The sequence below is a fragment of the Gemmatimonadaceae bacterium genome (assembly GCA_020851035.1).
GTDB lineage: Bacteria > Gemmatimonadota > Gemmatimonadetes > Gemmatimonadales > Gemmatimonadaceae > JACMLX01.
The window spans coordinates 354097-376129 of the sequence record JADZDM010000002.1 but is presented as its reverse complement, the minus strand read 5'-3'; the positions used below and the strand labels follow the sequence as shown (position 1 = coordinate 376129).

Annotated in this window: 14 protein-coding genes; 8 read left to right on the top strand and 6 right to left on the bottom strand. The window is 69.6% G+C overall.

Annotated elements, in window-relative coordinates; translation table 11 throughout:
- Positions 1 to 42 precede the first annotated feature (42 nt).
- The 3 genes from IT355_02350 (at position 43) to IT355_02340 (ending at position 5699) form a co-directional block, all read left to right on the top strand.
- Positions 43 to 3276: a glycosyl hydrolase gene (locus IT355_02350; protein ID MCC7052079.1), complete on the top strand. Its 3234-nt coding sequence runs from the start codon at positions 43 to 45 to the stop codon at positions 3274 to 3276.
- 40 nt (positions 3277 to 3316) lie between these two features.
- On the top strand, positions 3317 to 3910 hold the full coding sequence (locus IT355_02345) for a hypothetical protein (GenBank protein ID MCC7052078.1): 594 nt from the start codon (positions 3317 to 3319) through the stop codon (positions 3908 to 3910).
- Positions 3911 to 4025: 115 nt separating this feature from the next.
- Entirely contained in the window at positions 4026 to 5699 is a 1674-nt protein-coding gene (locus tag IT355_02340) for a hypothetical protein (GenBank protein MCC7052077.1), read from the top strand.
- Here the strand turns inward: IT355_02340 and IT355_02335 are convergent.
- The 3 genes from IT355_02335 to IT355_02325 all read right to left on the bottom strand — a co-directional run bounded on the left by IT355_02335 (position 5686) and on the right by IT355_02325 (position 8691).
- Positions 5686 to 6237, bottom strand: a complete 552-nt coding sequence (locus IT355_02335; protein MCC7052076.1) for a hypothetical protein — start codon at positions 6235 to 6237, stop codon at positions 5686 to 5688. The genes IT355_02340 and IT355_02335 overlap by 14 nt on opposite strands.
- 69 nt (positions 6238 to 6306) lie before the next feature.
- On the bottom strand, positions 6307 to 7104 hold the full coding sequence (locus IT355_02330) for a carbon-nitrogen hydrolase family protein (GenBank protein MCC7052075.1): 798 nt from the start codon (positions 7102 to 7104) through the stop codon (positions 6307 to 6309).
- Positions 7105 to 7449: 345 nt separating this feature from the next.
- Positions 7450 to 8691: a serine hydrolase gene (locus tag IT355_02325; GenBank protein ID MCC7052074.1), complete on the bottom strand. Its 1242-nt coding sequence runs from the start codon at positions 8689 to 8691 to the stop codon at positions 7450 to 7452.
- Between the two features lie 155 nt (positions 8692 to 8846).
- Between IT355_02325 and IT355_02320 the strand changes: the two genes are divergently transcribed.
- Together IT355_02320 and IT355_02315 are read left to right on the top strand one after the other, a co-directional pair.
- Positions 8847 to 9401 carry a Uma2 family endonuclease gene (locus IT355_02320; GenBank protein ID MCC7052073.1) on the top strand — a complete coding sequence of 185 codons (555 nt, stop codon included), beginning with the start codon at positions 8847 to 8849 and terminating at the stop codon, positions 9399 to 9401.
- A 47-nt stretch (positions 9402 to 9448) separates the two neighbouring features.
- A complete protein-coding gene (locus tag IT355_02315) occupies positions 9449 to 10795 on the top strand; it encodes a beta-lactamase family protein (GenBank protein ID MCC7052072.1) in 1347 nt (448 codons plus the stop codon).
- 148 nt (positions 10796 to 10943) lie between these two features.
- Here IT355_02315 and IT355_02310 read toward each other — a convergent pair whose 3' ends face one another.
- Positions 10944 to 11978, bottom strand: coding sequence for a S8 family peptidase (locus tag IT355_02310; GenBank protein ID MCC7052071.1), 1035 nt, complete (start codon positions 11976 to 11978; stop codon positions 10944 to 10946).
- Positions 11979 to 12816: 838 nt separating this feature from the next.
- On the opposite strand from IT355_02310, the gene IT355_02305 reads away from it, so the two are divergent.
- Both IT355_02305 and IT355_02300 read left to right on the top strand, forming a co-directional pair.
- Positions 12817 to 13782: a hypothetical protein gene (locus tag IT355_02305; protein MCC7052070.1), complete on the top strand. Its 966-nt coding sequence runs from the start codon at positions 12817 to 12819 to the stop codon at positions 13780 to 13782.
- A 226-nt stretch (positions 13783 to 14008) separates the two neighbouring features.
- On the top strand, positions 14009 to 14557 hold the full coding sequence (locus IT355_02300; protein MCC7052069.1) for a Uma2 family endonuclease: 549 nt from the start codon (positions 14009 to 14011) through the stop codon (positions 14555 to 14557).
- Positions 14558 to 14605: 48 nt separating this feature from the next.
- Here the strand turns inward: IT355_02300 and IT355_02295 are convergent, their stop codons facing one another.
- Together IT355_02295 and IT355_02290 are read right to left on the bottom strand one after the other, a co-directional pair.
- Positions 14606 to 16531: an oligopeptide transporter, OPT family gene (locus IT355_02295; protein MCC7052068.1), complete on the bottom strand. Its 1926-nt coding sequence runs from the start codon at positions 16529 to 16531 to the stop codon at positions 14606 to 14608.
- A 64-nt stretch (positions 16532 to 16595) separates the two neighbouring features.
- On the bottom strand, positions 16596 to 17111 hold the full coding sequence (locus IT355_02290) for a hypothetical protein (GenBank protein ID MCC7052067.1): 516 nt from the start codon (positions 17109 to 17111) through the stop codon (positions 16596 to 16598).
- Between the two features lie 267 nt (positions 17112 to 17378).
- Between IT355_02290 and IT355_02285 the strand changes: the two genes are divergently transcribed.
- On the top strand, positions 17379 to 21941 hold the full coding sequence (locus IT355_02285) for a caspase family protein (GenBank protein MCC7052066.1): 4563 nt from the start codon (positions 17379 to 17381) through the stop codon (positions 21939 to 21941).
- Positions 21942 to 22033 lie beyond the last annotated feature (92 nt).

The window sequence follows — 22033 nt, the reverse complement described above, 5'->3', positions numbered from 1 at the left end:
AGCCCGCGTCCCCACCCACGGTCGCCTTCCACCGAGCCCGACATGTTCTCGCCGCGCCCGCTGTTCCTGCTCGCGCTCCCGCTCGCTGCCGCGCTGTCGGCGGTGCTGCCGGGGCACCTCCCCCGCGATGCCGCGCCGGCCGCGACGGCCGCTGCCCTGCCGGACAGCGCACTCCTCGCGGGGTACCGCTGGCGCAACATCGGCCCCGACCGTGGCGGCCGATCGATCGCGTCGAGTGGCGTGCGCGGGCGGCCGAACGAGGCCTACTTCGGCGCCACCGGCGGCGGGCTGTGGAAGACCACCGACGGCGGCGAGACCTGGGCACCGATCACCGACGGCCAGGTCCGCAGCGCCTCGGTCGGCGCGGTGGCGGTGAGCGAGACGAATCCCGACCTCGTGTTCATCGGGATGGGTGAGACCGCCATCCGCGGCAACATCATGCCCGGCGATGGCGTCTACCGCAGCCAGGACGCCGGCAAGACCTGGAAGCATGTCGGGTTCTCCGAGTCACACGGCATCTCGAAGATCCGCATCCACCCGACCAACCCCGCCATCGTTTTCGTCGCGAGCTTCGGCAAGTACAGCGTGCCGAGTCCCGAGCGTGGCGTCTTCAAGAGCACCGATGGTGGCACCACCTGGAAGAAGGTGCTGTTCCGCGATGAGAAGACCGGTGCCATCGACATCGCCTTCGACCGCGCGAATCCGAACGTCATGTACGCCGCGCTGTGGGAGGCGTACCGGAAGGAATACCAGATGTCGAGCGGCGGGCCGGGCAGCGGGCTGTTCAAGAGCACCGACGGCGGCGAGACCTGGACCGAGATCACGCGCAATCCCGGCCTGCCGCCCGGCCTCATCGGCCGCATCGGCGTGGCGACCACCGCGGCGAACTCCAACCGGGTGTACGCGCTGGTGGAGAACGACAGCGGCGGCCTGTTCAAGAGCGACGATGCCGGCGCGACCTGGACGCCGATGAACTACAGCCGCAGCATCCGGCAGCGCGCGTTCTACTACACGCACCTCTTCGCCGACCAGAAGAACGCCGACGTGGTGTACGCGCAGAACACGTCGATCTTCCGCTCCACCGATGCCGGCAAGACGCTCACGGCGATCGACGGCGGGTCACATGGCGACTGGCACGACCTGTGGGTCGATCCCGATGACCCGGCGCACCTCGTGGCCGCGAACGACGGCGGCGGCACGGTGACGCGCAACACCGGCGGCAAGTGGACCGACCAGGACTTCCCGACCGAGCAGTGGTACCACGTCATCACGACCACCCACATCCCGTTCCACGTCTGCGGGTCGCAGCAGGACAACTCCACGCTCTGCACGCCCTACAACTGGAACCTCGGCGCGTTCACCGCGCAGCAGGCGGCGCGTGCGGCCGGGACGGACACAGGTGCGATGCGCCGGTTGGACTCCGACCTCACCGCCGGCGGCATGGCGGTGTCGTACATGGCCGGTGGTGGTGAGCCGGGCTACATCGCCCCCGATCCGCGCAACCCCGACCTGTTCTACTCCGGCACCAACAACGGCGCCTACCTCGACAAGTTCGACCGGCGCACCGGGCAGGCGCGCGAAGTGAACCCGTACCCGTGGTTCTACTCCGGCGAGCCGTCGAAGGAGATCCGCGAGCGCTGGCAGTGGACGTACCCGATCATCTTCTCACCGATCGACAAGCGCTCGCTCTACGTGTCGTCGCAGCGCCTGTGGCGCACGATGGACGGCGGCAAGACGTGGGCCGCCCTCAGCGGCGACCTCACGCGGCACGACCCGATCACGCAGGAGAAGTCGGGCGGCCCGATCACGGGTGACATGAACGGCCCCGAGGTCTACGGCACAATCTTCTCCGTGGCGCCGGGCAAGAAGGACATCAATGTCATCTGGACCGGCAGTGACGACGGCCTCGTGCACGTGACGCAGAACGGCGGCCGCACCTGGACCAACATCACGCCGAAGGACATGCCCGACTTCGGGCGCGTGAGCCAGATCGACGCCAGCAACTTCGCGCCGGGCACGGCCTACATGTCGGTGCGCAAGCCGCTGCTGAACGACTTCTCGCCGTACATCTGGAAGACCACCGATTACGGCCGCACCTGGACGAAGATCGTGACCGGGATCCGCGCCGACGCCTACGTGCATGCCGTGCGCGAGGATCCCACGCGCAAGGGGTTGCTCTACGCCGGCACGCAGCATGGCGTGTACATCTCGTATGACGACGGCGCGAACTGGACGTCGCTGATGCTCAACATGCCGGACGTGCCGGTGTCGGACGTGATCGTCGAGGCGAACGAGCTGGTCATCTCGTCACACGGGCGTGGCTTCTGGGTGCTGGACAACATCACGCCGCTGCGCCAGGCGACGCCGCAGGTGCTGGCGTCCGAAGTGCACGTCTTCACGCCGCCACCGGGCTACCGGTCGGGTGCGGGGCTCACGATCAGCTACTTCCTGAAGTCTGGCACCAAGAACGCCACCCTCGAGATCCTCGACTCGACGGGCGCCGTGTTGCGCACGATGCAGGCCGACACCAGCAGCGGCACCGGGCCGCGCCCGCGCGGTCGCCGTCGCGGTGGCGACGCCTCGATCCCGGCGCGCGCAGGGCTGAATCGATTCGAGTGGGACCTGCGCACGCAAGGCATCGTGTCGTTCCCCGGCATGATCCTGTGGGGCGCCGGCACGGCCGGACCAGCGGTGCCGCCGGGACGTTACACCGCACGCCTGACGGCCGACAACCGCGTTGCCACCGCACCGCTGGTGGTGAAGCGGAACCCGTGGATCACCGACGTGACCGACGCCGACCTCGCGGCGCAGTACCAGTTCGGCCGCCGCGTGCGTGACAAGGCCACCGAGGCCAATCGGGCCGTGATCGCAGTGCGCAACATGAAGGCGCAGCTCGCGGACCGGCAGAAGAAGGCAGCCGACGATGCCGCGCTGAAGGCGGCCGGTGCGACGCTGGTGACGAATGCGAGCGTGGTCGAGGACAGTGTGTACCAGGTGCGCAACCAGAGCGGCCAGGACCCGCTGAACTTCCCGATCCGCGTGAACAACCGCCTCGCGACGCTGCTCTCGATGGCCGAGCGTGGCGATGGTCGGCCGACGACCAACATGCCCGAGATCTTCGGCATCCTGACGACGCAGCTCGGTCGCTACACCACGCGCCTGAACCAGATCTGGGCGACGGACCTTGCGGCGGTGAACAGGGAGCTGACGCGCCTGCGACTGGCCCCGATCGATCCGGAGTGTGCGAAGGCCGAGGGGTGCACGGCCACGCCATGACACCTGGTGTCATGATGCCGGGTGCGGCGGGGCGGCGGGCGTGAGCGGGGCCCCGCTGTGGGAGTCCGACGACGAGCGCGCGTGGCGACGCGCGCTCGAGTCGTATCCGCAGGTCATTGCGGCCCAGGGCGTGCCGAAGCTCCCGGCACTGGACACGTGGTACCGTGAGGAGCTTCCGCTGGTCTTCACGGACCGGCGGCTCCCGTTCGTGACGCTCGCGGAGCTGGTGCAGGTGACGGAGTGGAAGATGTATCGCGGCGTCTGGCGGGCGCCGAACCTGGTGCGGGTGAAGGCGAACGATCCCGACCTGGTCGTGGAGACGATGGTCCGCGCAATGAGCCACTGCCCGCAGCCGACGAAGCCGGTGGGGGAGATCGCGAAACTGGATGGCGTCGGCCCGGCGACGGCATCGGCGGTGCTGGCGGCCCTGATGCCGCACGTCTATCCGTTCTTCGACGAGCTGGTGGCGGCGCAGGTGCCGGAGCTGGGCGTCGTGAAGTGGACGCTCGGCTACTACGCGCAGTACGCCGAGCAGCTGCGGACGCGTGCGACGGCGCTGGGCGATGGATGGACGGCGGCGATGGTCGAGCGGGCGCTGTGGGCGGTGGTCGGAGGCAAGACCGGCACCCGGTGAGTCAGGCACGCGGGTGGTCGACGCAGAATGACGCTGCGACCCCGGGCCGCTATCTTCGCGACGTGGGCTGGTCCGACGACTTCAGGTCGCGCCTCGACGCGCGGGAGACACCGCAGTGAACGCACGATCGCAGCCCATGGGCGCCGGCCCGATGCTGAATGCATACCCCGACAGCATCGGTGGACGGCTCGGCGACATCGTGACGTTCCTGCGCCGTCCGGAGCTGGCGGGAACGTTCGAGTCGTTCTACATCCTGCCCAGCTTGTACCATACCGATCTCGATCGCGGCTTCTCGGTCATCGACTACGGGCTCAATCGCGACCTCGCGACGTCGGAAGACCTGGCGGCCCTGCAGGCGCTCGGCATCGACCTGAAGCTCGACTTCATCCTGAACCACGCGTCGGTGCTGTCGCCGCAGTTTCAGGACCTGCTTCAGCATGGTGAGAACTCACGCTATCGCGATTTCTTCATCGACTGGAACCGCTTCTGGGCCGGCCACGGCACTGTCACGGACCAGGGTTACATCCAGCCCGATGCGGCGCTGATCGCGGACATGTTCTTCCGGAAGCCCGGGCTACCGATCCTGCCGGTGCGCTTTCCCGACGGTCGCGACGTGCCGTACTGGAACACCTTCTACCAGGAGGTGCAGTACCGCGTGCCGGACCGGCAGGAGTTCATGTCGGTGCTGGGCCTGCAGTACTCCGAGGCGGGACGCCTGGAGTCCTTGGTGCGCTCCGAGCTGGCGGCAGGGAAGAAGCCGGCGACCATGGATCTCGCGGACTTCACGACGCGTCGCGACGTGGTCGTGAACCTGCTCGAGTCGCGCCGTGTGTACCTCGGCCAGATGGACCTCGACATCCGCTCGCCGCTGGTGTGGGAGTTCTACGACGACGTGCTGCGGCAGCTGGCGGCGTACGGCGCGAGCATCGTGCGGCTGGATGCCTTCGCGTATGCGCCGAAGGCGGTGGGGAAGCGCAACTTCTTCAACGACCCCGAGACGTGGGAGTGCCTGGCCCGTGTGGCGGGGCTGGCGGAGAAGTACGGCTTGCAGCTGCTGCCTGAGATCCACACCAGCTACGGCGACCGCACGCACGAGCAGATCGCCGAGCGTGGGTTCCTGACGTACGACTTCTTCCTGCCCGGCCTGCTGATCGACGCGTTCGAGCGGCAGACGAACGAGGCCATCCTGCGCTGGATCGCGGACATCCAGGCGAAGGGGCTGCGCACGGTGAACATGCTCGGCTGTCACGACGGCATCCCGCTGCTGGACCTGCGCGGATTGCTGACGGATGCACAGATCGAGTCGCTGATCGCGGTGGTGGTGGGCCGCGGCGGGTACGTGAAGGACCTGCACGGGCAGAAGAACACCTACTACCAGGTGAACGCGACGTACTTCAGCGCGTTGGGTGGTGACGAGGAGCGGCTGCTGCTGGCACGGGCGATCCAGCTGTTCATGCCGGGAAAGCCGCAGGTGTGGTACCTGGACCTGTTCGCGGGGGAGAACGATCACGCGGCGGTGGAGCGCGCCGGGGCAGGTGGGCACAAGGAGATCAACCGGACGAACCTGTCGCATGCGGACATCGACGCTGGGTTGTCGCGTGCTGTCGTGCAGCAGCAGCTGGAGTTGCTGCGGTTCCGGGCGTCGTGTCCAGCATTCGGGTGGGATGCGACGCTGGAGGTGCTGCCATCAGCGTCGCACGAGCTGAAGCTGCGGTGGAGCAACGGGGGCGCGGTGGCGACGCTGGCGGCGGACCTGGCGGCGGGGACGTTCGTGATCAGCGAGGGCTGACCGCCGCCGTTGCCACGGCGTCACGGGTTGCACGCACGTCGGCGAGGAACCGCTCGACCTCGTCGGGAGTGCGCAGGATGACGACATTCGTGCCGGCGCCGCGCGCCGCTTCCAGACGCGCCAGCAGGGCCGGGAGCTTCTTGCGGCGATAGGTCGCAATCCACCACAGGAACGCCGCGTCGAATCGCTCGGGACAGTCGGGCGCCATGTCCGGGCGTGAGCGGCCGGCGTAGCGCACCGTGCGTGTGAGCACGCGCCAGAGGCATCGCCACGGCGCGAGGTCGAGGAGGAGCACGGTGTCGCACGCGGCGAGGCGCTGGTCGATGGTGCCGCCGAAGTTGCCGTCCATGATCCACGTCGGTGCACTGCAGAGCCGCTCCACGATCGGTTCCCACTCGTCCTTCGGCGTGCTGACCCACCCCGCACGCCAGTACAGCGCGTCCAGGTGCACGACCGGGAGGCCGGTGATGTCGCCGAGCTGCCGGGCGAGGGTGGTCTTGCCGGCGCCGCCGGGGCCGACGAGGAGGACGCGATGCATGGGTCGGGCTCCCGGGTCGGCGGAGGTGATCGTGCAGGGCCGCGCACACACGCGCCATCGCCGCGCAGACTACATCGGTGACGTTCGGCAGCGCGACGCCAGCAACCCCGTGGCCAGGCTCAGGTCGATGTCCGCAATCAGGAGCCCGGCCTGCCCATACGGCTGCCATGCGTGCAACGTCCCATCCGGCCGCGCGATCGCCGACGTCGTCGGCGACCCTTCGCTGGCACAGTTCACCGACGCGAACCAGATCGTGTTCTCGGCTGCGCGACAGCGCACGGCGGACTCGTGGAACGAGTTGGCCGGGTCGCCGAAGGTCGTGGGGCGATACGAGCCCGGCTCCGCGACCGCCGCGTGCGGGTGGAAGACCACCTGCGCCCCGCGCCGCGCCGCCCAGCGCACGGTCTCCGGGTAGCGCCAGCCCTCGTGGCAGATGACGATGCCGAAGGTCAGCGGACCGGCGGTGAAGACGTGGCGTTCGCCGCCGTAGGCCGGGTACTGCCACTCCTCGCCCGGGTCGAGCTGTCCCTTGTCCTGCCAGCCGAGCAGCGAGCCGTCCGGGCCGAAGACGGCGGCGCTGATCTGGAGGCCGGCCGGCGTGATGCGCTCGGTGCCGAGGATGACGGTGACGTTGGCATCGCGGGCGGCAGTGCCGACTGCGGCCCAGGCGGTGTCGAGGAAGGCCTGGTCGGGGGCGGGGAGGGAGCCGTCAGGCCAGCGGTAGCCGGGGATGAAGCACTCGGGGAAACAGAGCACCAGGGCGCCCGCGCGTCCGGCCCCGGCGATGGACGCGACGGCAGCGGTGATGGCAGCATCGCGGGAGGCGGGGATGGCGAGGTTGGCGAGGGCGATCGTTGCGGTGGGCATGCGTGTGCGCCGGGGCTGTGTGGTGAACGGGCTCAACGCCGTCGTGCACGAGTCTAGTGGCGTGTAATCGAAGTTCCGGACGCAGTCGCCGGTCGGGGCATCCCGGTTGGCGGCGTTGAACATCCTCGCAATACCGCTGGTATTGCTGCGGTGTTCGCCTGGCCAACCAGGCGCCCCATCCGGCTGTGTGCTATCCGAACTTCGATTGCACGCCACTAGTTCGCGGAGCCTCTGACGTCTTCGCCGGCGTCGCGGTCCCTGACGTGCACTGCGGCAGCGCGTACGATCGCGAGCACGGCTGAGCCGACCCGCGTGTCACACTCTCGCCCTTTCCGGGATGTGATGTCAGCGCCCCGGGCGCAGCGCGGCCGTGATGGCGCCGAAGCAGGCATCGGGATCGATCACCTCGCCCCCCGACGGCTTCACCTGGGCGCTCCACTGCGCGATCACCACCCGGTCCCGCGGATTGACATACAGGTACTGGCCGAAGATGCCCTGCGCGCTGAAGGCCCCCTCGTGCACGCTTCCCGCCGGCGCCGCCACGGGCCACCACATGTAGCCGTACGGCTGGGTCCGGCCGTTCGGCAGCGACTTCGGTGACCCCGCCTCGGCAAACCATCCCGCCGGTACGATGCGACGACCACCGATCACCCCATCGTCCAGCACGAACTGGCCGAACCGCGCGTAGTCGCGCAGCGTGGCCGTGAGTCCGCTGCCCGCGATCTCGTGGCCATCCGGCGAATCCAGCCACCAGGTCGCCTCACTCTCCATGCCGAGTGGCTTCCAGAGCTTCTCACCGAGGTAGTCGGCGAGCGGCACACCCACGGCGCCACGCACGATCTCGCCCGCCACCAGTGTCTCGCCCGTGCTGTAGTTCCAGACCGTGCCGGGAGTCGCGGCGCGCGGCAGGGACCCCATCAGGGCGAGGGCGTCACCGGGCCGCTGCGCCACCTGCGCCTCGAGCAGGTGGCGCCGGTCGGAGCTGGAGTCGGTGTACGTCTCGTTCCAGCGCACACCCGACGCCATCATCAGCACCTGTCGCACGCTGACACCGGCGTACGCGCTGCCGGCCAGGCTCGGCACGTAGCGTGTCACCGAGTCGTCGAGGCTCGCGATCCGGCCCTCGGCCAGCGCGATCCCGATCAGCGTCGAGGTGACCGACTTCGCAATGGACATCGACATCCAGTGAGTGCGCGGGGTGTTGCCGAATGCGTACCGCTCCAGCACCACGCGCCCGTCCTTCAGCACCAGCAGCCCGCTGACTCGGTTGACGCGGACGTACTCGTCCAGCGAGACCACCTGGCTGCCGGCGCTGCACAGGACCGGTGCGGTGAGGGGCGTGCCGGCGGGGAGCGGCGTGGCGGTGGGCGACCGGGCGACGACGCGACTGGGGAAGAGGCGGTCGATGTTGCGGAAGGTCGTGACAGCGAGCTCGGCCGACAGCGTGCCATCGTACATCTGCCGCACGGTGCCGATGGGTTCGGCGGCGTGGGGGTTGGTCCAGGTGGCAGGCGCGCGGTGCGGTGCACAGGCGGCGAGCGTGGAGAGCGCGACGAGCGCGACGAGCGCGCGGGCGTTCAGGGCCATCGGGCGGTCCGGGGTGGCACGGGAGGCGTGAACCGGTCGGGTGGGTCGGCGATCCGAACCTACCACGCGGCGCGGCTGTTCGGGCATCGTCGTGGAAGGGTGCTGCGCGCGAATCTGGTGACGCTCCGCGGGCGGCGCGATGATATCGTGGCGCCATGGCCGTCGCACCGGACCCACCAGCGCGCATGACGGCGGAACAGCTCTTCCGCTACGACCTGCCAGGCAAGCGCACCGAGCTCCTGCGAGGGCATCTGGTGGTGCGGAATCCCGCCGGATTCTGGCATGGGGTCGTCGCGCTCAGGCTCGCCACCGCCCTCCAGCTGTGGCTCCGCGAGAATCCGCTCGGTGTGGTTTCCGGCAATGACCCGGGGTTCGTCCTGAAGCGCGGCCCGGACACCGTGCGTGCACCCGACGTCGCCTTCGTGCGTGCCGATCGCGTACCCGAGGCGCCGGACCGCGGCTTCGCCGAACTCGCCCCGGATCTCGCGATCGAGGTCCGCTCCCGAGGCGATCGCACCCGGGCACTGGATGCGAAGGTGCGGCAGTGGCTGGCGGCCGGGACACGCCTGGTCTGGGTGATCGAGCCGGTGCAGAAGCGGGCACGGGTGTTCCGTCTGGATGGGAGCGTCGCGACGCTGGGGCACCACGACGTGCTCGACGGGGAAGACGTCCTCCCCGGGTTCCGCCTGGCGCTGCGGGAGGTGACCTGATCGCACGCAACTTGCTGCAGCGCGTAAGTGGGGGCATCGTGACTGTCATGACACATTCCTACCGTCCATCGCACCGCATGCGCCTGCGCGGCGCGCTCGCAGCCCTGCTGGTGCTGGCGAGTTCGCCGCTCGCCGGCCAGCGCGCGCCGATCGCCGGCATCGCCGGTTCGACGGCCGCCATCGCGGGCTCACGGGTCGCGCTTGGCCGCAAGCGCACCGACGTCTCCGCCGCACGACTCGCGCGCCTCGACACCCTGCTCGATGCCGCCGTGAGTGACGGCAGCGTCACCGGTGCCGTCGGCCTGGTGCTCCGCGATGGCAAGGTGATCTACGAACGCGCGGTCGGCTGGTCTGACAGGGCGGGCGACCGGCGCATGAATACCGATGCCATCTTCCGCATCGCGTCCCAGACGAAGGCGCTCACCAGCGTGTCGATCCTGTCGTTGGTGGAGCAGGGCCGGCTCACCCTCGATGACCCGGTGAGCCGCTTCATCCCGAGCTTCGCGAACACCTCCGTGCTCACCGCAGGTTTCCCGCAGAAGGTGCCGGCTCGCCGAGCCATCACCATTCGCGACCTGCTCACGCACACCGCCGGCATCTCGTATGGCACCGACCGGCAGGTAGCCGAGGAGTACCGCGCGAAGCAGCTCGGTCCGGCGGCGGGGTGGGGGTGGTACACGGCGGACAAGGACGAGCCGGTCTGCACCACCATGGAGACGCTTGGCACGCTGCCCTTCGTGCAGCAGCCGGGCGCCGCGTGGGTGTACGGCTACAACACCGACATCCTCGGCTGCGTGGTGGAGAGGGTGTCCGGCGTGTCGCTGGACGAGTTCATCCGCACGCGCATCACCGCGCCGCTGCGCATGGCCGACACGCACTTCTTCCTTCCGGAGGGGCAGCGCGACCGCATCGCCACGGTGTACATGAGCGACTCGACGCGCCGCAGCGTGCGGGCCCCTGACGGCGCGCGTGGGCAGGGACACTACGTGGAGGGGCCGCGGCGGAGCTTCAGCGGTGGCGCTGGGCTGCTCTCCACCGCTGGCGACTATGCGCGCTTCCTGCAGATGCTGCTCAACGGCGGCATCCTGGATGGTGCGCGCATCCTCGCACCGCGCACGGTGGAGCTGATGACCACCAACCAGGTCGGCACACTTTACTCCACCGACGGTCGCGGCTTCGGGCTTGGCTTCTCCACGGTGGACCGGCTTGGCGCGGATGGCTTCAAGTCGGTGGGGAGCTTCGGGTGGGGCGGGGCCTACGGGTCGTCGTACACCGTGGACCCGGAGCAGCGGCTGGTGATCGTGTTCATGATCCAGCAGATGCCGAACTCCAGCGACCTGCCGTCACGGTTCACGAACCTGGTCTACCAGGCGCTGGTGCCTCGGGGGCGCTGACACAGGGGGCAACCCCGGCGCATCGGCGAGCTCGGACGCGCATCGGCGTCCAGATCCGTCCGCGGACCGGCGCGCCTCGTGCAACCGCGGCAAGAGCGGGCCTGTCGTCTGTTCCTCGCGCGGGCACGTCCGTGTCGCTATGTGCCGCTCACGGCTTGTCCACCGCACCAGGCTTTCCATCGTCCATCCCATCGGTGCAGGCAAGGAGCGCCGCCGGGGCTGATCCTCCTTCAACCTTCTGCGGGACTGCGATGCGCAGGATGGTCGCCACGACATCTCGCGCACTCATCGCGGGATACCGTTCCAGCAGCCGTGCGGCAATGCCCGAGACGATGGGTGCGGCGTAGGATGTGCCGCCGACCTTGCCAATGGGTCCACCGGGAAACGTGGTGAGGATCAAGTCGCCCGGTGCGAACACGTCCACGCATTTTCCGAAGTTCGAGTCGAACCGGCGCAGGTCCTTGCTGGTCGTGGCGCCCACTGTCAGGATCTCGGGTATGCCGGCCGGCAGCGTGAAGCACGCGTCCTCGTTGTCGTTCCCCGCTGCCGCCACGATCACTGCGTCGTCCAGGTTCTGGAACACCCGCCGAAAGAGCGGCTCCGCGTCAGGCACGCGCTTCACGCCGACACTGAAGTTGAGCACGGCTCGTCGTGGCTTCGCGGCGGCGATCGCACGGCCTACCTGCTCGACGGCGTTCGCAATGCCGTCCAGATTGCCCTTCCCGTTGCAGTCCAGCACGCGAACCGAGATGAGATTCGCACTCTTCGCGACCCCCGACTGAGCGCCGGCAAGCACGCCCGCCACGGCGGTGCCATGACTCTGGCAGGCCTTGCCCTGGGTTGCCTGGAGACGGGCCCAGACACTCGCGTCGGTTCCGCCGTTACCGAGTATCCCAGCCCGGCCCTCGAACTCGGAGTGGGTGAGGTCAATCGCACCGTCGAGGACGTAGACGTCGACACCCTTGCCCGTGGTTTCGAAGAGATACTTGTTGTTGAGGGGCATCACGCGCTGGTCCAGGCGGTCGAGGTGCCATGGCGGTCCGATCTGCTCGCCAAGTGCGACGACCGTGGCATTCGGGATGACAGCGGTGACGTCCGGGTCACGTCTCAGCCGATCGCGGACTTCCGGCGAGAGGACGGCGTGAAAGCCGTTGATGACATCCGGATACACGTCGATCGGCACGACCGCGCTGGCGCCCGTCCGGGCGAGAAGCGTGCGGGCACGAGCGAATGAAAGCGCGCGGGCCCGTGCCAGGCGACTGGCAGCGGATGGCGCCGCGACGGGTGCGGCCGCCGTCGGAGGGGACGCCGGGCGGCGTTCAGCATCGTCACCCGCGCGCGGAGGTCCGGGATTGCGGCGCGGAAGCCTGAGTCCAAACCCTCTGCGTTCGACACGCCGAGCGGAGGCCTCCTCGTTGTCGCCACCCGCCTTTGGGGGGCCCCCGAACAAGACGATGAAAGTCTCCGCGCTGTCGGATGCAGGCATGCGGCTCGGCTGGGCAGGTGCGCGGGACGTGATCCCCGAAACCGTGAGCCGGATGTCCCCCGACTGCCGCACGAGCGTCGAGCGATCTCGCCCGGAGAATCCCGGCCATTGAGACATCAGTCCCACTACAGCAAGCAGCGCGCAACTCTGTTTCCGGACGCGGAGCATCGTGTGTGTTCGTTGTCGTACCGTATGCCGCCGTCGGGTGGCAAAGTGCCATTAAGGGCTTTCCGATGCACACGATGCTTTCGGATGTGTGGATGCACAAGGTGCCAGCGCATCGACGGGCTCGACCGTGATTCCGCAGTTGCGGATTGTCGAAGTCCGGGGCAAGATGCCGACCGAACGGATTGGCAAGAACGAGCGGGGTCACCCGCGCAACGGCAAGGGTCCTGTCATGCAGATCTCGGAAGTGCGTCGTGTCGTCAGTGTCCTGGCAGTGTCGATTACGGGTCTGGTCGCGGCGGCGAGTGAGGGTGCGGCGCAGCAGCAATCGCAGGTCGTCGAAGGACCTGCAACGGCACTTCCGGATGACATGGTACAGCAGGTGTTCGGGCTTCTCGATGCATCCAAGCCGAGTGTGTCGGACCTGCACGCCGTCGTCACCAGCCTCACGTCCGGCAAGGTCCCCGACGGCGGATACGCCCTCGTGCACCTGGTGCGCTGGCGGGACCGGCAGGTCGCGCGGCAGCGCTGGCTCGTGTATCGGAGGACGAACGAGGACGGCAGCGGCTGGTCCGTGTCCGATGCCACCGGGTCACGGCTGTTCGGCACCCGCCAGTTCACGCTGATCACCCTGCATGAGGGAGCTCCGCAGGGCGTGCAGTACACGGTCGATGTGCTCCGGAAGGAGGCGGACCAGGTTGGCTCACTGCGCGCACTGTTCCAGATCGCGGCATCCGTCATCGCGCTTGCGGGCAACGAGTGGAAGTTCGCCGTGACGCCGATCGCGGTGCAGAGTGTTCCGTCGGACATCGTGACGCACCTGACGATTCCGTCCAAGCCCGGCGCGACTGACGGCGATGCGAGCGAAGTGTCCAAGCAGACCTTCGACAACGAGGGACTGTCGCACTGGAACGTGAGCGTCGGCATTCCCACGGCTCGGGTGAACCAGCTCGAGTACAACGCGGCCGACGGCACGGTCCGGACGAAGCAGGTCGACAAGCAGGGATTGGTCGGCATGCTCAACCTCTCCTTCGTGCCGATGGACACGAAGAACATGCGTCGTCAGCTGATCCCGTCGCTCGTCCTGGGTGCCGGGATCTCGTCGCGGCCACTCGACCGCCTCGTCGTGGGTCTCGCCAGCGGTGTCTCGCTGGCCCAGGTGTTCGCCGGCGTCCAGTTCACGCGGACGCAGGTGCCGGACTCGCTTCGGTTGGGCAACGCCGCGACGCCGGCACAGTTGGCGGAGAACTTGCGCGCGAAGTACGAGCCGGCGTTCACGTTCGGCCTGGTCTTCCCGACGCGGCAGATCCTCGAGCGACTCACGGCGAAGAAGTAGCGGCTGACGGGAACACGTCCGGCAACGGCCGAACTCCAGCGACCTGCCGTCACGGTTCACGAACCTGGTCTATCAGGCGCTGGTGCCTCGGGGGCGCTGATCCCGCGCGCGGTGTCGGCGCGGCCGCGGAATGCACGAATACGGTGACGCATGACGAGTCTTCCGCATGTAGCATGGAGGCGTGGCTGCAAGCCACGTCGCCCACCCCTGCATGCACGGAGGCCACATGACAGAGCCCGTCCACATGACCGCGGAACGCCTTGCCCGATACGACGCCCGGGGGCGCCGGACGGAGCTCGTGCGCGGACGACTCGTCTTCCGCGAACCGGCCGCACTCTGGCACGGTGTGATCGTGGCGCGACTGTCGTTCGAGCTCCAGTCCTACCTCCGCGCGAATCCCATCGGCACCGTGGCCGCCGGTGATCCGGGCTTCGTGCTGGCGCGTGCACCGGACACGGTGCGGGCGCCTGATGTGGCGTTCATCGCTGCGCATCGCATGCCGCCGCCCGGCAACCCGGGCTTCGACGAACTCGCGCCCGACCTCGCGATCGAGGTGCGCTCGCCGGGTGACAGGATCGGCACGCTGCGCACGAAGGTGCGCCAATGGCTGCGTGCTGGCACCCGGCTGGTGTGGGTGATCGATCCCGGACGGGCGCTGGCGCACGCGTATCGCGCAGACGGCTCAGAGCAGGTGTTCGCTGCCACCGAAGCGCTGGAGGGCGAGGACGTGCTCCCCGGCTTCAGCCTGCCCCTCCACCACCTGCTCGCGCGCTGACCCGCGTCGCACGACGCGCCAGCATGTCGTCGGCGCGCGTCGGGTGGCTCAGTTCACCGCTGCCCGGCGCGTCTGGCGGTACACCCACCACACCAGCCCGATGAACGCCGCCAGGCCGCCCCAGAGCGCCACCGGCTCGAACCCTTCGCCCACCACCGCCAGCGGCGAGTCCGATCCCGTCGCCGCCACGATGCCGGCGAAGGCCACACCGAACAGGCTCTCACCCACGATCAGCCCCGTCGCGGCCAGCACACCGAACCGCCGCGCCGTCTCGGGATCACGCTGCGTGTCGGCCCACTTGTCGTAGTACGTCCCGATCACCGACCCCACCACGATCAGCGCCGTCAGCGACATCGGCAGGTACACACCCATGCCCACGCCCAGCGGCGGGAGCCGGAGCTTGCGGGCGCGGCCAAGCATTTCGTCCACGAGCACGATCACGACGCCGATCGCGGCACCAAGTCCGAGCAGCGGCCAGTCGAGGTCACCGCCCAGCACGCCCTTGGCCAGCGCAGAGATCAGCAGTGCCTGCGGTGCCGCCAGCGCCTGCGGGCGTGCGCCTTCCGCACCGGCGAACCCGAAGGCGTTGTTCAGCAGGTCGAGCACGCCGGGAATCGCGAGGCTGCCGAACAGCACGCCGATCACCAGCGCAATCTGCTGCCGCCACGGCGTGGCGCCCACGAGCTGGCCGGTCTTCAGGTCCTGCAGGTTGTCGTTGGAGATCGTCGCGATGCCGAAGACGATCGCGGTGGCGAACAGAGCATACGCCACCATCGCCTCGGTGGTGGACGGCACCGTGCTGCGACCCAGGAAAGCGACCATCATCAGCGACACGCCCACCACCGCCAGGATGCCGACGCCGGAGATGGGACTGTTCGACGCACCGATCAGGCCGGCCATGTAGCCGCACACCGACGCGATCACGATGCCGGCCACCATGATGTACACCACCGTGATCGCGATCAGCACCGTGGCGTGTGACGCGAGCGGGCCATCGGCGATGAACTGCCAGAGCAGGAACGCGATCGGGATCATCGTCAGCACGATCACCGTCGCAACCTGCTTGATCGGCAGGTCACGCTCGGCCAGCGGCAGTTCCGCACCGCTGCCGCGCGCGGCGGATGCGGCCAGCGCGCCGCGGATGCCCGCGATGATCGGCCCGATGATCTTGAGCAGGGTCCAGATGGCCGCGACGCCGATGGTGCCGGCGCCGATGAAGCGCGCCTTGGCGCGGAACACCCCGCCCGCGATCGCGGCGGCATCCGCGCCGGCGGCGCCCTGGCTGAACCACGGCACCAGCCCGGCCCAGGAGATGACGAGTCCCGTGAGCATCGCCATGCCGACCGACAGCCCCACCAGGTGCCCCACGCCGATCAGCGCGAAGCTGAGCGAGGTCGCCGCGCCTGTGGCGCCGGTCCCGACGCGGACGTACTTGCTCACCTCGCCCACCATCAACTTCATCGCGATCAGGAGCGAGACGGCCACCGAGGCCAGCGACGAGGTGATGATCGTGCGCAGCCCCTTCTGGTTCTCTTCGGCGCCGCCGGCATCCGACGAGCCCACCCGCAGCACCTCGGCCGCCGCCATCCCCTCGGGGTACGGCAGGTCGGACCCCGTGACGAGCGCGCGCCGGAGCGGCACCGAGAACATCACGCCGAGGATGCCGCCGGTGGCGCAGACGGCGGCCGTGGTCACGAACGGAAACCCCTGCCAGTAGCCGAGGATCACGAGGCCCGGGAGCACGAAGATGATCGCCGAGAGCGTGCCCGCGGCGGAGGCGATCGTCTGCACGATGTTGTTCTCGAGGATCGTGCCGCCGGGCAGGAGCCGCAGGACGGCCATCGAGATCACCGCCGCCGGGATCGACGTGGCGAAGGTGAGGCCGACCTTCAGCCCCAGGTAGACGTTCGCGGCGGTGACCAGCAGCGTGATGATGCCGCCGAGGATGACCGATCGCAGGGTGAGTTCGCGCATGGCGCGAAATCAAGCGACCTGCGCAGGATTCTTGTATCCGCCGGCGGGGCGGCGCCCCGCCGCGTCAGCGCGCCTTCCGGATCTCGCGAATCAGGCCGCGCCGGGCGTCACGCACCGCCAGGCCATACGTCGGCTTGTACCCCGGGTCTGAGGTGCCACGCCAGGCGGCGAGGAAGACCGCGGGCCGGCCGGCGGCGGCGTGGTCGAGCCGTGCGATGGCCTCATGCACCACCTCCGCCACGTCGGTGCCATCCTCGTCCATCTCGGCCTCCAGGTCGGCCAGGCTGATCTCCGCCTCGGCGCCCTCGTCTCCCGCGTCCGCGAGCGCCTCCATGATCGCCTCCTGGATCTCCGCCACATCGCCCACGTCGCCGGGATTGTGGTCCTCGAAGACGTCGTCCAGCTCGTCCTCCAGGTCGCGCTCGAGTCGCGCATCGCTGAATGCATCCAGGTCGGTGCGTGTGATCGCACGCGCGTGCACGCCACCCTCGACCGGCATGGTGGCGGGCGCCTGCAGTGTGAACCCGACCCCGGCGACCATCGCTCCAACCACCCACGACGAGAACAAGCGGCGAGCCATGCGACACTCCCGGAAGTACGGTGATCGCGCCGCGCCGCGCCTGGCGCAGCGATGCCGGTGCAGCCCGCGGCGGAATCGGAAGTCTCGCAAAGGACGCGCGTATCCGCCAGCCGGCGGCGCCGCGAGGGGAAGCCAACTCCCGCGCGCCTGCCTTCCGCTTGTCGTGGCCGCGAGCAATGTTGAGTCGCTCGCCAAGGCATGGCCACCAACAGCTCCTCGCACCACCCGATGCCGACTGCGTCACCCTTCGCGCATTCGCTTGCGGTCGTGATCGGAATCGACCACTACCGTAACGGCATCCCGGCGCTGCGGACGGCTGTGAACGACGCCCGCCGGCTGGGCGAGGTGCTCGCCAGCGAGCACGGCTACGACATCGTCTCCCTGCTCGACGAGGAGGCAACGCAGGCGCGGATCACCGCCGTGCTCACGCAGGAGCTGCCCGCCCGCCTCGGCCCTGACGACCGGGTGCTGTTCTATTTCGCGGGACACGGCGTGGCACGCGACGGAGACGAGGGCCCGAACGGCTACCTGCTCCCCATCGATGCATCGCGCGCGGACGACGCCACCTTCCTGGACATGCCGCTGGTGCACGACGCGCTGCTGGCGCTGCCGTGCCGACACATGCTCGTGATCCTCGACTCCTGCTTCTCCGGCGCCTTTCGCTGGTCGGGGGTGCGCGACGTGGACGAAGAGCCCGGCGTGGTGCACCAGGAGAAGTACGAACGGTACGTGCGCGACCCCGCGTGGCAGGTGATCACCTCGGCGTCGCAGGACCAGAAGGCGCTCGACCAGCTCTCGTCCGGCGCCCTCGGCAGCCGTCCGGGTGATGGTGCACACTCACCGTTTGCACTGGCCCTGTTCGATGCGCTGCACGGTGCCGGTGACCTGGTGCCGCGCGGCACCGGGGACGGCCTCGTCACGGCCACCGAGTTGTACCTCTATGTCGGCGAGGCGCTGCAGTCGGCGGCGATCGCGGCGGGGCGCGAACAGACACCGCGCCTGTGGCCGCTGCGCAAGCATGATCGCGGCGAGTTCGTGTTCTTCGTGCCGGGACGCGACCTGGCACTGCCGCCGGCGCCACCACTCACCTTCGAGAGCAACCCCTGGCGCGGGCTCGGGTCGTACGAGTCCGCCGATGCGCCGCTGTTCTTCGGCCGCGGGGCGGAGATCGCGTCGCTCACTGAGCGAATCGCCGCGCAGTCGCTGACGGTGGTGCTCGGCGCGTCGGGCAGTGGCAAGTCGTCGCTGGTGAAGGCAGGCGTGGTGCCGGCGCTGGCGGCGGCGGGATGGCAGGTGGCGCCGATCGTGCGCCCGGGCACGGCGCCGCTCACGGCCCTCGCGACCGCGCTCGCGCCGCCGGGCCGGTCGGTGCAGGGGGCGACAGCCGAGACGATCACTGCCCTGGTCGCGGCACGCTTCAAGGCGCAGCCGGCGTCGCGCCTCTTGCTGGTGATCGACCAGTTCGAGGAATTGATCACCCTCGCGCGACGGGCTGGCGAACGCGAACGGATCATCGCCCTGCTCGCGCGCCTCATCGCGGCGCATCCCGGTCAGCTGCGCGTGGTGATCACGCTGCGCACCGACTTCGAGCCGAACTTCGATCGCGCCGGCCTCGGTGAGCACTGGCAGCAGGGACGCTACGTCGTGCCGCTCATGTCGCGCAGCAGCCTGCGCGACGTGATCGAGAAGCCGGCCGAGGCGCGCGTGCTGTACTTCGACCCGTCGAGCCTCGTGGAGACGCTGCTGGACGAGGTGGTCGCGACGCCGGGCCCGCTGCCGCTGCTTTCGTTCGCGCTCAGTGAGATGTACATCCGCTACGTGCAGCGCAAGAGCAGCGACCGCGCCATCACGCGCGCGGATTTCGACGCGGTGGGCGGTGTGGTTGGCGCGCTGCGATCACGCGCCGAGGCCGAGCACGATTCGCTGGACGAGACGGCGCGAGGCACGCTGCGTCGCGTGCTGCTGCGACTGGTCACCGCGGAGGGAACGGGCATCGCGCGTCGGCGGGCCAGCGACGCCGAGCTGGCCTTCGCCGATACCGCCGAGCAGCAGCGGGCGAGCGCCATCGTGCAGCGCCTGGTCGAGGCGCGCCTGCTGGTGCAGGGCCGCGAGCCCGATGGCGAACGCTTCGTCGAGCCGGCGCATGACGCGCTGGTGCGCGGCTGGGGGCGGCTGGCCGAGTGGGTGCGGCGGGAGAACGACGCGATCTTTCCGCTGTCGCAGCAGCAGCGGCTGAGTCGCGCCGCGCAGGACTGGCAGCGTGCCGAGGGGGCAGGCAAGCGTGGACTGCTGTGGAGCGACGCGTCGCGGAGTGCGCAGCTGGCGCCGCTGGTGCGTCGTCGTGCGCCGTGGCTGAACGTCACCGAGCTGGCCTTCGCGCAACGCAGCGTGCGCGGCCGGCGCGTTGCACTGGCCGGAGCGGCGGCCGCAGTGCTTGCGATCGTGGTGGCCGGAGTCGTCGCGGTCATCGGCGGACGGCGGGCCAGTGCGCGCGCCGAGCAGGTGCGCATCGCGTCGATCGTGCGCTCGGCGACGGCGCTGGTCAACGAGGATCCGCTGGTGGCGACGCAGCTGCTTGGCAGCATCGACAGCAGCATGGTGCGCAGTGCCGACGATGCCACGCGGCTGGCGATACTGGGCGCAGCGCTGGAGCTGCGTCGTGTGCCGCGTGTCGTGGCGACGTTCGAGAACGAGGCTGGGATCGCCGATGCGGTGGTGAGTGCGGATGGGCAGTCCCTCGCCACCGCGGCCAAGGATGGCGTGGTGCGGGTGTGGCCGCTGAGCGGTGGCGGCGCGCCGCTCTCACTGCCGCGGGCGGCGGACACGGTGCAGGTGCTGCAGTTCAGCCCCGATGCGCGGCAGGTCGCGGTGGGTGAGGCGAATGGTCGCGTGACGGTCTGGCCCCTGCAGCCGCGCGGCGCACCGGTGGCGCTGATTGGTGGCACGCGGGGGGTACAGCGACTGGAGTTCAGCGCCGACGGACGACGACTGCTGGTGACATACGACAGCACGAACGCGCGGGTGTTCGCCGTGGACGGGAGCGTGCCACCGAGCGTGATCGGCACGGCGTCCGAGGTCGTGGACCTGGCGCGATGGGTGGATGGCGACCGCCAGGTCGTGGTGATCAACGGCGACCGGGCGGTGGAGTGGTGGCCGTCCAGCGGCGGTGCCGCGCCGGCTCGCACGGTGCGTGTGGCGGGGGACGCGATCGTCGCGCTGGATGTCAGCCGCACTGGCGGCACGGTGGCGCTGGGCACGGCCAGGGGAAGGATGCAGGTCCACGATGCCGTGCGCGGCCGGCTGCTTCGCACGTTCACGCCGCACGGCGATGCGGTCTTCTCGCTCTCGCTGAGCAGCGACGGCACGCAGCTCGCCTCGGCATCGGCGGACGAGGAGGTGCGCATCATGGACGTGGCCAGCGGCGAGACGCAGTCGCGGTTGCGCGGCACCAGCGACCCTGTGCAGTCAGCGGCGTTCGCGCGGGACGGCCAGCGCCTGATCCTCACCAGCGGCACCACCTTCCAGGCGCGTGTCTGGAGCGGGCGGGAGGGCGATGCGCTGGTGCCGCTGGCGGGACACACCAATGCGTTGGTCTCGGAGCTGTTCATGCCGCGCAGTGACCGCGTACTGACGGCGTCGGAGGATGGCAGCGTGCGCCTGTGGGAGCTGCCGGTGCCACGACTGTACGTCGCGGCATCGGCCGTGGGTGACACCCTGGATGACGTCGGCGCCGCGGGATTCTCGCGGGATGGCCGGCAGCTCGCGCTCGGCACGCGGCGCGGCGAGATCTCGGTGGTGCGGCTGGACGACACGGCACGCGTGCGACGCGTCGTGGACAGTGCCAACGCCGACCTGTGCGCGCTGGCGTTTGCGCCCGGCGACACAGAGATCGACGCGCTGCGCTGCGATGCCGAGCCCGTGACGTCGCGGCTGGCTGGCGGGACGCGGCGCACGAGTCGCGCGGCGGCGGCGCGGCGTGTGGTGGCCGCCGACTTCGCGCCCCGTGCGCGGCGCGGGCTGTGGTTGCGTGACTCCGCGGAGGTCCACGTGTGGGACGCCACGTCACCGGCGCGTGCGCGCGTGGTGCGGCAGGCCAGTGATCGCGAGCGGCGCTGCGCCGCGCTCTCGGACGACGGTGAACGGGTTGCCGTCTGCGCCGTTGGCGGGGGCATCGAGCTCGCCTCGTTCGTGACCGGCGGGGCACCGGTGCGAATCGCCAGCCGCGGCACGCCCACCGCGCTGGCGTTCAATCGCGCCGGCACGATGCTCGCCATCGGGCACTTGGACGGCAGTGCGCGCCTCGTGTCGCTCACGAAGGCCGACACCGGTCGGGTGCTGCTCGGCCAGCGCGAACCGATCACGCGCCTCGAGTACTCGGCCGACGATGCGCGCCTGCTCACGGTGTCGGAAGACGGCTCGGTGATGGCGTGGGATGCGGCGTCGGCAACGTCGCTGGTGCGGCTGCGCCCGCGTGGCATCGAGGTACGGAGCGCGCATTTCACTGCCGATGGCCGCCGCATCGTGACCCTTGGATTCAATCAGGGCGAGGCGCGGTTGTGGAACGCCGATGGCAGCGGCGGGTCGGTGGCGCTCCCGGGGGACGGCACGCTGGTGACGCAGGCGCTGCCGAGCCCGGACGGGCGGTGGGTGCTGACCACGACCGCCGGCCAGACGGCGGAGCTGTACCCGACCGACCCGGAGGTGGCGCTCGGGCCGCTGCGCCGGTCTCCGGTGTGCCTGTCCGCGTCCGACCGGGTGCGGTACCTGACCGAACGCCCGCGGGTGGCGGAACGCCGGGCGGGGGAGTGCCGCTCCTCCCGGCGGCCGTAGGGGCCGGCCTCGCTCGAGATCTGGCTCCCGCGAATGCCCCGCGCCGAAACCTCTTGACTTCTGTGGCGTAATGCTGAAGAATCAGCACAGTT